This is a genomic window from Pseudoxanthomonas sp. X-1 (assembly GCF_020042665.1).
Lineage (GTDB): Bacteria > Pseudomonadota > Gammaproteobacteria > Xanthomonadales > Xanthomonadaceae > Pseudoxanthomonas_A > Pseudoxanthomonas_A spadix_A.
On record NZ_CP083376.1, the window covers coordinates 2,691,242 to 2,704,288 of the forward strand.

Genomic DNA, 13,047 nt, shown 5'->3' on the forward strand with positions numbered 1-13,047 from the left:
CCGGTATGTCCGAGCAGCAGCACGTCCGTGCTGACGGGACGGTCACGTTCCTTCCGCACCGGCTCAACCGCCATCCCGTTGTCGTGCGCGGCCTCACCGCCGACGAGCTGTGGATCTGCTGCGGCCTGTCCGGCGCCGCCGGCCTGCTGGTCGGTGCGCCGCTGTCCTGGGTGTTCCGCACGATCGCGCTCGCGCCCACGTTCGTCGTGCTGGGCGTGGCCTTCGGCGTGTTCATCGGGGGCGGCATCCTGCGTCGCCTCAAGCGTGGGCGTCCCGACACCTGGCTGTATCGGCAACTCCAGTGGCGCATCGCCACGCGCTATCCGCTGGTGGCGGGCTGGGTGGGCGGCCATGTGCTGATCTCACGCTCCGGCTTCTGGACCACCCGAAGGTCTGCTGCAAGGGGGGCACGATGAGCCGCTTCAAGAACGAGATCACCCATCTGCAGGCGCACATCAAGACGCTTCGCCTGGGTGCTGGCGCGCTGGTCATCGTCGCCCTGGTCATGGGCGGCGGCTGGTGGAGCGCTCCGCGCGACCTGACCATCCACGTCCCGCCTGATCTGCGCTCCGGCAGTACCCGCAAGTGGTGGGAAGTGCCGCCCGAATCGGTCTATGCGTTCACGTTCTACGTGTTTCAGACCCTCAACCGCTGGCCGACGAATGGCGAAGAGGACTATGCGCGTAATCTCCACACGCTCTCGCCGTACCTCACCCCATCCTGCCAGGCCTTCCTGCGGGCGGACTACGACTATCGCCGCTCCACGGGCGAGCTGCGTCAGCGCGTGCGCGGCATCTACGAAATCCCCGGTCGCGGCTACGGTGACGACCCCACGGCGCGCGTGCGCGTGGTGTCCGACCGCGACTGGGTGGTGACGCTGGACATCACCGCAGACGAGTACTACGGGGCGGAACAAGTCAAGCGGGCTTTGGTGCGCTACCCCGTGAAAGTCACGCGGGTGGACATCGATCCCGCTCGCAATCCGTTTGGCCTGGCGCTCGACTGCTACGAGGGTGCGCCCCAGCGCATCAGCACACCGGAGCCGTCGCGCCCGGCACCTGGCGGCCTGTCTCCGCAAGCGCCTCAAGGAGAAACCCCATGAAGCACCTTGTACTCGCACTGCTGGGGCTGCTGGCCGTCGCCTCGGCTCCTTTTGCCCAGGCCGTGGAGATCCTTCGCTGGGAACGCATGCCCCTGGCCGTGCCCCTGCGTGTCGGGCAGGAGCGCGTCGTGTTTATCAACCGGAACGTCCGCGTGGGCGTGCCCGCGGGCGTCGGCGAGCGCTTGCGGGTGCAGAGTGCGGGCGGCGCGGTGTACCTGCGCGCGAGCGAGCCGATCGAGCCCACACGGCTGCAATTGCAGGATGCCGACACGGGCGCGCTGATTCTGCTCGATATCGCGGCCGAGCCGGCCAAGGACGGCGAAGCCGAGTTGGAGCCGGTGCGCATCGTCGAGGGCGACAGCGCCCCGACGCGCTATGGCGATCAAGCCGACGGAGCAGACGACGCCCCGGCGCGCGCCCAGGACCAGGCAGGCGCGCGGGCAGCGCGGCGTGAAACCCCGGTTCCGGTCGTGCTGACGCGCTTCGCCGCGCAGAACCTCTACGCACCGCTGCGCACCGTGGAGCCGCTGCCGGGCGTCATGCGGGTGAACCTGCGCCGCGATCTCGACCTCGGCACGCTGGTGCCGACGCTGCCGGTGCGCGCAGTTGCGCTCGCCTCGTGGCGTCTGGAAGACCAGTGGGTCACAGCCGTGCGCCTCACCAATAGCAGCGGCGGCTGGATCACCCTGGACCCGCGCGTGTTGCAGGGCGATTTCCTCACCGCCACCTTCCAGCACGAAGCACTCGGCCCGCGCGGGACGCCAGAGGACACGACCGTCCTGTACTTGGTGACGCGGGGGCACGGCCTCGCGCAATCGCTGCTGCCGGCGATCAACCGCTTCGACCCAGCCGTGCATCTGCCGCAGCCCGAAGCCGAGGCCACCGACGACAAGGAGGCCCGCCATGCGCAGTAACGGACTCCTGAAGTGGTTAATGATCCCCGTGGCCCTGCTGGTGCTGTTCGTCGCCATCCGGCTGTTTTCGGGTGGAGGCTCGTCGGCGCCGCCCGCTGCGGATGCCGGCGCCAAGCTCACGCCGGAGGAGATGAAGGCGCTGGGCATCGAGGGCGATACCCCCCGCGATACCGTGGCGACGCTCGTGGCGCAAGTGAAGCAGTTGCGCACCGAACTGCAGACGGCGCTGTCCGACAACAAGTCCCAGCGCGAAGAGAACCAGCGCCTGCGCCAACGCGAGAACTCGATCGACCAGCGCATCAATTCGGCGCTGGAGACCGAGCGCTCCAACCTGCGCCGCGACCAGCAGCAGGCAGCCAGCGAACGCCAGCAGACCGAGGGACTGCTCGCCGACCTGCAGCGGCGCCTGGAAGGCATCGGCGGGCGCGGCGGCGGCCACGCCGATCTACCCGTGGGCCTGGGGCTGCGTAACGGCGACGAGGCAGGCATGGAAGGCGGCGTGCGCTGGGTCGAGCCGGACGACGCGAAGCCCGCTGATGGGCGTAACGGCAGTCGCGGCACGGGTGGCGGCATGAGCTTTCCGACGAGCTTCGGCCCCGCGCAGAGCACGCTGGAAACCACGGCACAAACCGTGGCGAACGCGGGCGCCCGCGCCGCAGGCGTCAAGAGCGCCAAGCCGGTCTATACGGTGCCGACCAACTCGACGCTGATGGGATCGGTGGCAATGACGGCGCTGATCGGCCGCGTGCCGATCGACGGTACGGTCAACGATCCGTATCCGTTCAAAGTCCTGGTCGGTCCCGACAATCTCACGGCAAACGGTATCGACATTCCCGACGTGGCGGGCGCCGTGTTTTCCGGCACGGCCTCGGGCGACTGGACGCTCTCTTGCGTGCGCGGCCAGGTGCGCAGCATCACCTTTGTGTTCCATGACGGGACCATTCGGACGATTCCCGAAGACCGCGACGGCAACCAGCAGAACAACCAGCAGCAGAACTCTCAAAGTGGGGGCCTGGGCTGGATCAGCGATCCCTATGGCATTCCCTGCGTCAGCGGAGAGCGGCGCAGCAACGCCCAGCAGTACCTCGGTTCGCAGGCGCTGATCACCGCGGCGGGTGCTGGCGTGGCCTCGCTCATCGACAGCGACAGCGGTCAGATGTCCTACGTGGGCGCAGACGGTTCCATCGGCAGCGTCGGCATTTCCAGCAACGAGGCCGTAGGTCGCATCCTGGCCGGTGGCGTGCGCGACATGGCCGATTGGGTGAACAAGTTGTACGGCCAGGCCTTCGCCGCCGTCTATGTCCAACCCGGCGCAAAGGTCGCCGTCCACCTCGAAAAGCCGCTCGCCATCGATTTCGATCCCGAAGGTCGCAAGGTCGATCACCGTGCAGGAGAAAGCCATGCTCTCGAACTTGAATAAGGGCCTGGCGCTGGCCCTTGCCGTCGCGGTGCTCGGCGGCTGCGCCACCAGCAAGGAAAAGCTGCTGCCCCACGGCGACAGCACGATGATGGACATCTGGCAGCAGAACGCCGGTGACGGCGGCGGTGGCGCCGGCCAGGTGGCACGCAGGCAATTGCTCGACGCGCGCCAGAGCCTGCGCCGGCCGCTGACCGAGATGGATGTACAGGCCGCGCCCGCCGAGCAGATGCGCTACACGCGCACAGCGCGCAACGAGGTCTATCGCCAGTTCCAGCGCCTGCCGAATCCCGACCTGGTGATGTACGTGTACCCGCACCTGGCAGGCACGGACCCGGTGCCCGTGCCGGGCTATACGACGGTTTTTCCCTTGTACCAGCGCGTGCAGTACGCCATGCCGGGCGAGCGCGTGGAGGACTACTGATGCGCTGGAAACTCCCCTGGCACAAGTCGGCCGCGCCGAAGCTGGCCGCATCCGGCGCAGGCGATGACGAGCGGCCGGAGGGCTGGCAACGCCACGTCGAGGCCTTGCGCCAGGCCGGCATCCCAGAACCCGGCACGGCGGTCCATGGCCGCAGGCCGGCGACCGTGGCCGACGAGCAGGCGCTGTACGACGTCGCGCCGTCGTTCGCGGAATTCCTGCCCTGGGTGGAGTTCCTGCCCGATTCGAAGTCCATGCTGCTGGAAGACGGGCAATCGGTCGCGGCATTCTACGAGCTGGTGCCGCTGGGCACCGAGGGCCGGGAACCCGGCTGGCTCGCGCATGCCCGCGACGCCTTGGAGAACGCGCTCCAGGACTCGTTCGATGAACTGGACGAGAACCCCTGGGTACTCCAGCTCTACGCCCAGGACGAACCCAGCTTCGACCAGTACATGCAGACCCTGCGCGACTACGTGCAGCCGCGCGCCCGCAATACGGCTTTCACCGAGTTCTACCTTCGCTTCTTCGGACACCACCTGCGCGCGGTAGCGAAGCCGGGCGGGCTGTTCGAGGACACGGTGGTCACGCGGCTGCGTTGGCGCGGCCAGACGCGGCGCGTGCGCATGGTCGTCTATCGCCGGGCCACCGGGCAGGCGAGCCGCCGCGGCCAGACGCCCGAGCAGATGCTGAACATCGTCTGTGATCGCCTGTGTGGCGGGCTGGCGAACGCCGGCATCCAGGCCCGGCGCATGGTCGCGGCCGACGTCCATGACTGGCTACTGCGGTGGTTTAACCCGCGTCCCACGCTGCTCGGCCCTGGGGTCGAGGACCGCGAACGCTTCTATGCGCTGGCACGCTACCCCGACGAGACAGAAGACGGTGAGATCGAGCTGGCGAGCGGACGGGATTTCAGCCAGCGGCTTTTCTTCAGCCAGCCACGTTCGGACGCGGAGCACGGCACCTGGCACTTCGACGGCATGCCGCATCGTGTGCTGGTCACTGACCGGCTGCGCATGCCGCCCGGCACGGGGCATTTGACTGGCGAAACTCGCAAAGGCGATGCGATCAATACGCTGTTCGATCAGATGCCCGAGGACACGACGATGTGTCTGACCATGGTGGCGACCCCCCAGGACATCCTCGAATCGCACCTGAACCACCTGGCGAAGAAGGCAGTCGGCGAAACACTGGCATCGGAACAGACGCTCAAGGATGTGCAGGAGGCCCGCTCGCTGATCGGCAGCGCGCACAAGCTGTACCGGGGAACACTGGCGTTCTATTTGCGCGGCCGGGATGAAGCCGAACTGGACCGGCGCGGCCTTGATCTGGCGAACGTGATGCTTAACGCCGGTTTGCAGCCCGTGCGCGAGGACGATGAAGTCGCGCCTTTGAACAGTTATCTGCGCTGGCTGCCGTGCTGCTACAACCCGAGCCAGGATCGACGGAACTGGTTCACCCAACTGATGTTCGCCCAGCACGTGGCGAACCTCTCACCGGCCTGGGGCCGCAGCCAGGGCACGGGCCATCCGGGTAATACGTTCTTCAATCGAGGCGGCGGGCCGATCACCTTTGACCCGCTCAACCGCCTGGATCGGCAGATGAACGCGCACCTGTTCCTGTTCGGCCCCACCGGCTCCGGCAAAAGCGCAACGCTCAACAACCTCTTGAACCAGGTCACGGCCATCTACCGGCCGCGCCTCTTCATCGTGGAAGCCGGCAACAGCTTCGGCTTGTTCAGCGATTTCGCCAAGCGCCTGGGCCTGACTGTGAACCGGGTCAAGCTGGCCCCTGGCTCGGGCATCAGCCTGGCGCCGTTCGCCGACGCGCGTCGGCTGATCGAAACGCCGAGCGACGTGCAGACGCTGGATGCCGATGTGCTGGACGAGGACATGCCACCCGATGCATCGGCCATGGAAGCGGACGAGCAGCGCGACGTACTCGGCGAGTTGGAAATCACCGCACGGCTGATGATCACCGGCGGCGAGGATAAAGAAGAGGCCCGGATGACGCGGGCCGATCGCTCGCTCATCCGCCAGTGCATCCTCGACGCCGCCGAGCATTGCGTGGCCGAGAAGCGCACGGTGCTCACGCGCGACGTGCGCAACGCGCTGCGCGAGCGCGGCCAGGACCCAACGCTGCCAGAGATGCGGCGCGTGCGGCTGCTGGAGATGGCAGATGCCATGGACATGTTCTGTCAAGGCACCGATGGCGAAATGTTCGACCGCGACGGCACGCCGTGGCCCGAGGCCGACATCACCCTGGTCGATCTGGCGACCTATGCCCGCGAAGGCTACAACGCGCAGCTTTCCATCGCCTACATCAGCCTGATCAGCACGGTGAACAACATCGCCGAGCGCGACCAGTACCTGGGCCGCCCGATCATCAACGTGACCGATGAAGGGCACATCATCACCAAGAACCCGCTGCTCGCGCCCTACGTCGTGAAGATCACGAAGATGTGGCGCAAGTTGGGTGCCTGGTTTTGGCTCGCGACGCAGAATATCGACGATCTGCCGCGCGCCGCGGAACCCATGCTCAACATGATCGAGTGGTGGATCTGCCTGTCGATGCCGCCGGACGAGGTAGAGAAGATCGCCCGGTTCCGCGAACTCTCGCCCGCGCAGAAAGCGCTGATGCTTTCGGCGCGCAAAGAGGCGGGGAAATTCACCGAGGGCGTCATCCTCTCCAAGAGCATGGAAGTGCTGTTCCGCGCCGTGCCGCCGAGCCTGTACCTCGCGCTCGCGCAAACCGAACCCGAAGAGAAGGCAGAGCGCTACCAGCTCATGCAGCAATACGGCTGCACCGAGCTGGAAGCAGCTTTCAAGGTCGCCGAGAAGATCGACCAGGCACGCGGCATCGAGTCGCCGGCCTTGGAACTGTCGTAAGCCGGAGAACACCATGGAGCAGAAGCGTCCTTCCATTCCGATACAAGTCCAGGCGTTCCGCCGTCGCCACAGGCGGCCCCGCTGGCCTTGGGCCTTGACTGCTGCGCTGGTCGCGCTGCTGCTGATCTGGCTCGTGTCCCGGTCGCCCGGCGAATCCTCATCGCAGTCGCCCACGCCGGCTAGCACGGCGCAGATGGCCGGGCCGCCCTGGAAAATGGGCAACCCCGAGGGCCGTTTCACACTGACGCTCTATGCCGATCTGGAATGTCCGTTCTGCCGGGAGTACTTCCCGCAGCTCAAGCGCTGGGTCGGCAGCAACGCCGACGTGACCCTGCAATGGCATCACCAGCCGCTGGCTGCGCACGAGCCGGCCGCGTTGGCCGAGGCGCGTCTGGTCGAGTGCGTCGCCGAAGCCGGCGGGCATGCTGCCTTCTGGCGAGCCGTCGAGTGGGTCTATGCCCACACGCGCAGCGACGGCCTGGGACTGCCCGATGGCCTGCGCTACCCCGAATCGACGCCGGCCGTCGAGCAGTGCATGGCAAGCGAGCGGGTCGACGCGGCCATCCGCGCCCAGGCCGCGGAAGCCACGAAAAGCGGCGTGACGGCCACGCCGTCGCTGCGCCTGCTCGATCGCCAGACGGGTCAGTCCATCCTGCTGCAGGGACCGATCGAAGGCGATGCCTTGCTGTCGGCCATGGACATGCTGTCCGCTGATGAACCACCCGCCACACCCGCCACCGAAATGCCTGCCGACGTTGTCGGCGACATGCCCAGGTAGCCCGCGGTCCTTGAGGCTACGGCGCAGTCTTCTGCGCTGACCGCTCCCCGTTCGCTCCGCATCCTGGCCGCGAACAATCACCTCTGCGTGGTGGTGGATGCACCTTGTTCCGTTGTTCTCATCCCCAGGAGGGCTTGCCCTCCCAGGGCGTGCGCCCTCTGATCTCATCATCCGGAGGTTCGCCATGTCTCTCGTCGTCAATGACTCCTGCGTGGAGTCGCTTTCCGCTGTCGCAGCCCAGCGTGAGGACTGGATCATCCAGCAGGCTATCGCGCTGCTGGAGAGACGGATCTTCAAAGTCGGACCGTGCCTCAGCCGACCGGCCGCCGTGCGGGACTACCTGCGTCTAAAACTGGTCGCTGAGCCCAACGAGGTATTCGCAATCGTTTTCCTGGACAGCATGCACCAAGTGTTGGCCTACGAGCCGATGTTCAGGGGCACGATCAATTCGACTGCGGTCTATCCCCGTGTCGTCGTGCAGCGTGTATTGGAGCTGAAAGCCGCCGCAGTGGTCTTCGCGCACCAGCACCCCTCGGGTGTCACTGAGCCGTCGAGCGCCGATCGTGCGCTGACCCAGCAACTGCAGGCAGCGCTGGCGCTGATCGATGTTCGGGTACTGGATCACATCATCGTTGGCCAGGGGATTCCGTACTCCTTCGCGGAGCACAGCTTGCTGTAGCGCATCGTTCATTGATCACAACGGGGGCTTCGGCCTCCGTTTCTTCCTTGCCCCGAAGCAAGCAGGTATGCGGGGTGTCCGCGATGCGCATTGTTTGTGGGGGCTGCACCGGATTCGGCGTTTGACTATGGCCCTGATCAACTTCCGGGGCACGTGTCATGCCAGCATCTTTTCCCAGGTTCGCGCCAAGCTGGCGAGCCCTTGGCCTGGCCGTTGCACTGCCGGTGTCCTTGGGTGTCTTTAGTCCGGCCACATTCGCTGCCGATGTGCTGGTCATCACCGACAGCCGCCATCCGGTCAAGACCATGGGCGGCGAGCGGCTGATCGAGCTGGACGAAGCGCACCGGATCGAAGCGGAGCTTTCTGCGGAACTGCCCGCCGAACCCGAGCAGGCGACCGCCATCGTCAAGCGCCGACTGAACAGCGGCGGCACCGATCTCCAACGCCGCATCGCTTCCGCCTACCAGGGCGTCACCGACGCGTGGAGCCTGGGCATCACCAGCATCCCGGCCGTCGTGGTGGATCAACGCTACGTCGTCTATGGCGAACCGGATGTGGCCCGCGCAGTCGCTCGCATCGAGCAGCACTGGAGGGCCCAGCCGTGACCCGCCCATTCGACCTGATGCGCCGCCTGCGTGCTGGCGTGGCGTCCGTTCTGCTGCTCAGCGCCACGGGCAGCTACGCGCTCAACACCGCAACCATCGTCGGCTCGGTGGCATCGCCAGACTGCCTCGAATACCGCGTCGTCGGGATCTGCTACTGGCTCTACTGCACCTGGACGGGCTGTACGGTACGCACGTCCATCAAGGTCCGCCACTACATCCCCGATGCGATCGTCTCCAGCTACAGCAACACCGGCGAAAACCCCTGGATCGAAGTCCGGCCGATGAGCACGCCCAACCCATCCGCCCAAACCGGCGGGGACGGAACGACGAACGAGGACCACGAAAACAACCTCGCCAAGTTCAAGAACGCGGACGTCATCGGGCACCCGGGCGTCGAGGTGTTCAACCAGTTCGTGTCGTCCTCGGGCTACTTCTGCGAGGGTGCGGGCACGGCGTTCATGCCGTACTTGCTCGGCACCCTGGACACGCTGGCCTGGCGCTACAACGTGCCCGAGATGGCCTACCCGGAGGCGCTAATTCCCGGCATGCGTGAGGTCGGTGCACGCACCACGATGAACCTCTGGGGCAACGTGTATCCCCGCGGGGGTTTCCTGCACCAGACCGACGACCACAAGGCCAGTGCAGTGGTGGCCCAGCGCGCAGGCGATGTCGTCACGCGCCGGGGACAGATCCACGTTTATCAGCCGCTGCTCGCCAACTCCCGCGATGGCTACTGGCCGGCTGGCGCGCTCATGGAGAGCGATGCCTCGACGGGCAAGTGGCAGGAACTCACGCCAGTCCTGTCCTCGTCCTGCTCGGTCTTCCCGCGCAGCGGCGCCCTGACACAGGCCCGGCAAGGCGATTACGCCTGGGCGCTGTGGCGGCCCTATGCGTGCTGCGAACGCCGGGGCCAGGTGTTTCTCGGCAGCGTCGATTTCCTCTGAGGTGGTGCCATGAAGTTCCGTCCTGCATTCAATCCGTTCTCCCGCCGGGTACGTCGCACGAGGATCGTCATGGCGGTGGCCGGTGCGCTCGCGCTGACGAGCGGTGTGGCCTGGAGCCAACTGGGCTACCAGACCGGCGGCAGTGTCATCGGCGATGACGTCATGTACTCGATCGGCGGCGGAAACGCCGTGTCGATGGGACGTGCGGCTGGCATGCGCTCTCTCGGGGTCGGCGTGGGCTGGAACAGCAACTTGATCTGCGGTGACATGAGCATCCAGACCACGTTGAAGAATCAGCTCAACGGCGTCACCAACGGCTTCCAGCAAATCATGTCATCGGTGATCCAAAGCGCCACCAGCGCGGTGGCGTCGTTGCCGGCACTGATCATTCAGCGGGCCGATCCCGGCCTCTACAACCTGCTCACCAATGGCGTGTTGCAGGCACGGCTCGATTTCGACCGCTCCAAGCTGACGTGCCGTGCCATGGCGGAGAGGATGGCCGAGACGGCGGGCGGGCAGCTCGGCTGGAGCCAGATGGCAGAAGGCTTGGCGCTGCGCGATGCGGTGTCGAGCACGGATGCGGTCTCGGCCGTCGAGCAGGCCGAGACGCGCCGCGGCAATGACGGTGTGCCGTGGGTCGGGGGCAGCAACGCGGGAGGCTCCGGCCAGCCCGCGATCAAGGTCGTCGGCGATGTCACCCGCGCCGGCTACAACCTGGTCAACGGCCGCGGCGTGACCGATACATCGTCCATCGCACCGACCAGTTGCAGCAGTCTCTCGTGCCAGACCTGGACCTCGCCGCAGGCCGCCGTCGAGTGGGCCACGCGCGTACTCGGCGAGAAGGAACAGCGCACTTGCGATGCCTGCACCAAGACCGAGACGACGCCCGGCGTAGGGCTGACGCCGTTGATCCAAGAAGAATACGACGCCAAGCTGCAGGCGCTCCAGGATCTGGTGTCCAAGGCGAAGAACACGACGCCCGAGAACCTGCGCGAGGCTGGCAGTGCATCGCTGCCCATCACCCGCGGCGTGATCGAGGCGCTGCGTGACGAGCCGGACCAGCACCTGCTGTCGCAGCGCCTGGCGTCCGAGGTCGCGCTGTCCTCCGTGCTGGAGAAGGCGCTGTTGCTACAGCGCACGCTGCTCACGGGCAAGAAAGAGCCCAACGTCGCGGCCAACGAGCTTGCGGTGGAGGCCGTGAACAAGGAGAGCGATACGCTCGACCGCGAGATCCAGAACCTCAAAACGGAACTGGAACTGCGCCGCGAGCTGGCCAACAACTCGCCGATGGCCATCATTCAGCGCCATAGCACGCGCGCTTCGGGTTCGCGCGGCATCTACGAGGGCGATCCGGTGCCCGACCGTCTCGACCAACTCCAGAAGGGCAATCCGGGAGGTCGGCCATGAGCGAGGCTCGCATGACTTGGCGTCCACTACGCTGGCTGTTCAGCCGGCACGCGGCGAAAACCCTGCTATGGCTTGTGCTGGTCGTGGCCGCCGCCGTAGGGGCCAACGTCGCGGGCATCTACCTGGTCGGCAGTGTCGCGGCCTGGGAGCGGTGGCTGGCGGCGTCCGCAGGGTATTTCTTCATCTGGCGACTGTGCCTGTACGGCGGTACGGCCTATGGATGGGTCTGGATGCGCCGTCGGCTGCTGGCCCGCGAAGACAGCACGCAGGCGCGACGTCGGCTGATCCGCGCAGAGGTCGCCGGCGTCCTTGCCATTGTGGCGCTCGAAGCCAGCCTGTTGATGCAGGCCGCTTGAGGGGAGATCGAGGCAATGACGCTTTTCACGACCGACTACCTGGAGTACTACCTCACCCTCGTGTCCTGGATCGTCAACAACGGCATCTGGGCCGTGCTGGTGTCCAGCGGGGTGTTTGCGCTGCCCTTTGTGGCGATCGTCATCCAGGAATGGCTCAAGGCCAGAGCGGAGGGCGCCGACGAAGGCAACAAGGGCGTGCTCTCGGCGGCGCGCATCGAGAACCGAGTATTTGTGGCCATCGTGGTCGTGATGTTCGCCGGCATTCCGTTCATCGACGTCGACCTCAGCACTATCCAGTACGACAGCTCGCGCTCGGCGCAGTGCCAGGTCAGCGTGCCGCAGCCCGCGCAAACTGGCTGGTCGCAGTCCTTCAGCACCATCAACAACCAGTCGGCGAAGGTTCCGGTCTGGTGGGCTTTCATGCACGCGCTTTCGCGCGCCGTCACGAGCGCCTCGGTGGCTGCGATCCCGTGCGGCACGGATCTGCGGCAGATGCGGATGGAGATCGATGCCACACGCATCGACGACCCGGTGCTGGCCCAAGAAGTGGCGGATTTCACGCACGATTGCTATGGACCGGCTCGCGCCAAATTGTTCATGGCGCGGCCGGAGCTGGACGAAACGCAGATGAACGATGTGACCTGGATCGGTTCGAGGTTTTTCACGGACACGGGCGGTTACTACGACAGCTACCGCTCTAGCACGGCGCGCGAGGCATGGCCCTATGACGACACCCGCGACGCTGGGCTTGCGCAGGTTGCCAATGGTGGCGGCTACCCGACCTGCAGGCAGTGGTGGTCCGACGGCAGTAACGGACTGCGCGCGCGGCTGCTGGGGCAAGTGGACCCAAGCCTGCTGAATCGCCTGGCGGGCTGGGCTGGATTCCTGAGCCGGGCCGAGGTGGACGACTCCGTGATCCGCGCCATCGCGTCACCGCGGCAGCAGAAATTGAACCAAGGCAGCGTCTATACGGACTACGGCGGTCAGATCGACAAGACATTGCCCAATGTCGTCAACCGTGCCACCAGCGATGTTGGCTTGGCGGTTGGGGCTCTCGCCGCCTTCCCGGCAATGGACGTAGTGCGCCAAGCACTGCCCATGGTGCTCGCGCTGCTCAAGATGGCGCTCGTGATCTGCATTCCGCTAGTGCTGGTCGTGGGCACCTATGACCTGAAGATGGTCGTCACCGTCAGCACCGTCCAGTTCGCGCTGTTCTTCACGGACTTCTGGTTTCAGCTCGCACGCTGGATCGACAGCACCATCCTCGATGCGCTCTACGGGTGGGGCTTTGGCTGGAACCGGCCGCATACCAACTTCGACCCGCTGGTGGGGCTGAACAATGCCTTCGGCGACATGCTTTTGATGTTCGTCACCGGCACGATGTTCTTGGTCCTGCCGACTTTCTGGGTGGCAGCGCTTGGGTGGGTCGGAGTAAAAGCCGGGGTAATCGCTCAGAACCTGGCTGTCGGTTCCAAGGAAGCACGCGACAGCGCGGGATCAGGCGTAAACAAGGTTACCGGCAAGGTGCTTTGATCGGTC

13 protein-coding genes are annotated in these 13,047 nt (G+C 65.9%); all 13 read left to right on the forward strand.

Annotation, left to right across the window (positions count from 1 at the left end; all coding sequences use genetic code 11):
* The first annotated feature begins 5 nt into the window (after positions 1-5).
* The 13 genes from LAJ50_RS11995 to LAJ50_RS12055 all read left to right on the forward strand — a co-directional run bounded on the left by LAJ50_RS11995 (position 6) and on the right by LAJ50_RS12055 (position 13,041).
* On the forward strand, positions 6-416 hold the full coding sequence (locus LAJ50_RS11995; protein WP_003158639.1) for a TIGR03750 family conjugal transfer protein: 411 nt from the start codon (positions 6-8) through the stop codon (positions 414-416).
* The gene (locus LAJ50_RS12000) at positions 413-1,102 is read left to right on the forward strand and encodes a PFL_4703 family integrating conjugative element protein (protein ID WP_009876605.1); all 690 of its coding nucleotides are present in this window, start codon (positions 413-415) and stop codon (positions 1,100-1,102) included. The genes LAJ50_RS11995 and LAJ50_RS12000 overlap by 4 nt, the downstream gene beginning before the upstream one ends.
* Entirely contained in the window at positions 1,099-2,016 is a 918-nt protein-coding gene (locus LAJ50_RS12005) for a TIGR03749 family integrating conjugative element protein (RefSeq protein ID WP_009876606.1), read from the forward strand. The genes LAJ50_RS12000 and LAJ50_RS12005 overlap by 4 nt, the downstream gene beginning before the upstream one ends.
* Positions 2,006-3,436 carry a TIGR03752 family integrating conjugative element protein gene (locus LAJ50_RS12010; protein WP_011871453.1) on the forward strand — a complete coding sequence of 477 codons (1,431 nt, stop codon included), beginning with the start codon at positions 2,006-2,008 and terminating at the stop codon, positions 3,434-3,436. Before LAJ50_RS12005 ends, LAJ50_RS12010 begins: the two co-directional genes overlap by 11 nt.
* Entirely contained in the window at positions 3,417-3,857 is a 441-nt protein-coding gene (locus tag LAJ50_RS12015; protein WP_003158644.1) for a TIGR03751 family conjugal transfer lipoprotein, read from the forward strand. Before LAJ50_RS12010 ends, LAJ50_RS12015 begins: the two co-directional genes overlap by 20 nt.
* A complete protein-coding gene (locus LAJ50_RS12020; protein WP_009876609.1) occupies positions 3,857-6,739 on the forward strand; it encodes a conjugative transfer ATPase in 2,883 nt (960 codons plus the stop codon). The genes LAJ50_RS12015 and LAJ50_RS12020 overlap by 1 nt, the downstream gene beginning before the upstream one ends.
* Before the next feature lie 13 nt (positions 6,740-6,752).
* Positions 6,753-7,517: a DsbA family protein gene (locus LAJ50_RS12025; RefSeq protein ID WP_011871455.1), complete on the forward strand. Its 765-nt coding sequence runs from the start codon at positions 6,753-6,755 to the stop codon at positions 7,515-7,517.
* A gap of 184 nt (positions 7,518-7,701) precedes the next feature.
* Positions 7,702-8,196, forward strand: coding sequence for a JAB domain-containing protein (locus LAJ50_RS12030; protein ID WP_009876611.1), 495 nt, complete (start codon positions 7,702-7,704; stop codon positions 8,194-8,196).
* 158 nt (positions 8,197-8,354) lie between these two features.
* Complete coding sequence (locus LAJ50_RS12035; protein WP_011871456.1) at positions 8,355-8,801, forward strand: TIGR03757 family integrating conjugative element protein; 447 nt, start codon at positions 8,355-8,357, stop codon at positions 8,799-8,801.
* The gene (locus LAJ50_RS12040) at positions 8,798-9,745 is read left to right on the forward strand and encodes a TIGR03756 family integrating conjugative element protein (protein ID WP_009876613.1); all 948 of its coding nucleotides are present in this window, start codon (positions 8,798-8,800) and stop codon (positions 9,743-9,745) included. Before LAJ50_RS12035 ends, LAJ50_RS12040 begins: the two co-directional genes overlap by 4 nt.
* Before the next feature lie 69 nt (positions 9,746-9,814).
* Positions 9,815-11,152 carry an integrating conjugative element protein gene (locus tag LAJ50_RS12045; RefSeq protein WP_009876614.1) on the forward strand — a complete coding sequence of 446 codons (1,338 nt, stop codon included), beginning with the start codon at positions 9,815-9,817 and terminating at the stop codon, positions 11,150-11,152.
* Positions 11,149-11,508, forward strand: coding sequence for a hypothetical protein (locus tag LAJ50_RS12050; RefSeq protein ID WP_009876615.1), 360 nt, complete (start codon positions 11,149-11,151; stop codon positions 11,506-11,508). The genes LAJ50_RS12045 and LAJ50_RS12050 overlap by 4 nt, the downstream gene beginning before the upstream one ends.
* 15 nt (positions 11,509-11,523) lie before the next feature.
* The gene (locus tag LAJ50_RS12055) at positions 11,524-13,041 is read left to right on the forward strand and encodes a conjugal transfer protein TraG N-terminal domain-containing protein (RefSeq protein WP_009876616.1); all 1,518 of its coding nucleotides are present in this window, start codon (positions 11,524-11,526) and stop codon (positions 13,039-13,041) included.
* The last annotated feature ends 6 nt before the right edge of the window (positions 13,042-13,047 follow it).

Excerpts from the sequence above, each read along its gene's own strand:
- LAJ50_RS12025 (WP_011871455.1), top strand. The coding sequence starts at position 6,753 with ATGGAGCAGAAGCGTCCTTCCATTCCGATACAAGTCCAGGCGTTCCGC.
- LAJ50_RS12005 (WP_009876606.1), top strand. The coding sequence starts at position 1,099 with ATGAAGCACCTTGTACTCGCACTGCTGGGGCTGCTGGCCGTCGCCTCG.
- LAJ50_RS12045 (WP_009876614.1), top strand. The coding sequence starts at position 9,815 with ATGGCGGTGGCCGGTGCGCTCGCGCTGACGAGCGGTGTGGCCTGGAGC.
- LAJ50_RS12020 (WP_009876609.1), top strand. The coding sequence starts at position 3,857 with ATGCGCTGGAAACTCCCCTGGCACAAGTCGGCCGCGCCGAAGCTGGCC.
- LAJ50_RS11995 (WP_003158639.1), top strand. The coding sequence starts at position 6 with ATGTCCGAGCAGCAGCACGTCCGTGCTGACGGGACGGTCACGTTCCTT.
- LAJ50_RS12055 (WP_009876616.1), top strand. The coding sequence starts at position 11,524 with ATGACGCTTTTCACGACCGACTACCTGGAGTACTACCTCACCCTCGTG.
- LAJ50_RS12000 (WP_009876605.1), top strand. The coding sequence starts at position 413 with ATGAGCCGCTTCAAGAACGAGATCACCCATCTGCAGGCGCACATCAAG.
- LAJ50_RS12015 (WP_003158644.1), top strand. The coding sequence starts at position 3,417 with ATGCTCTCGAACTTGAATAAGGGCCTGGCGCTGGCCCTTGCCGTCGCG.
- LAJ50_RS12050 (WP_009876615.1), top strand. The coding sequence starts at position 11,149 with ATGAGCGAGGCTCGCATGACTTGGCGTCCACTACGCTGGCTGTTCAGC.
- LAJ50_RS12035 (WP_011871456.1), top strand. The coding sequence starts at position 8,355 with ATGCCAGCATCTTTTCCCAGGTTCGCGCCAAGCTGGCGAGCCCTTGGC.
- LAJ50_RS12030 (WP_009876611.1), top strand. The coding sequence starts at position 7,702 with ATGTCTCTCGTCGTCAATGACTCCTGCGTGGAGTCGCTTTCCGCTGTC.
- LAJ50_RS12010 (WP_011871453.1), top strand. The coding sequence starts at position 2,006 with ATGCGCAGTAACGGACTCCTGAAGTGGTTAATGATCCCCGTGGCCCTG.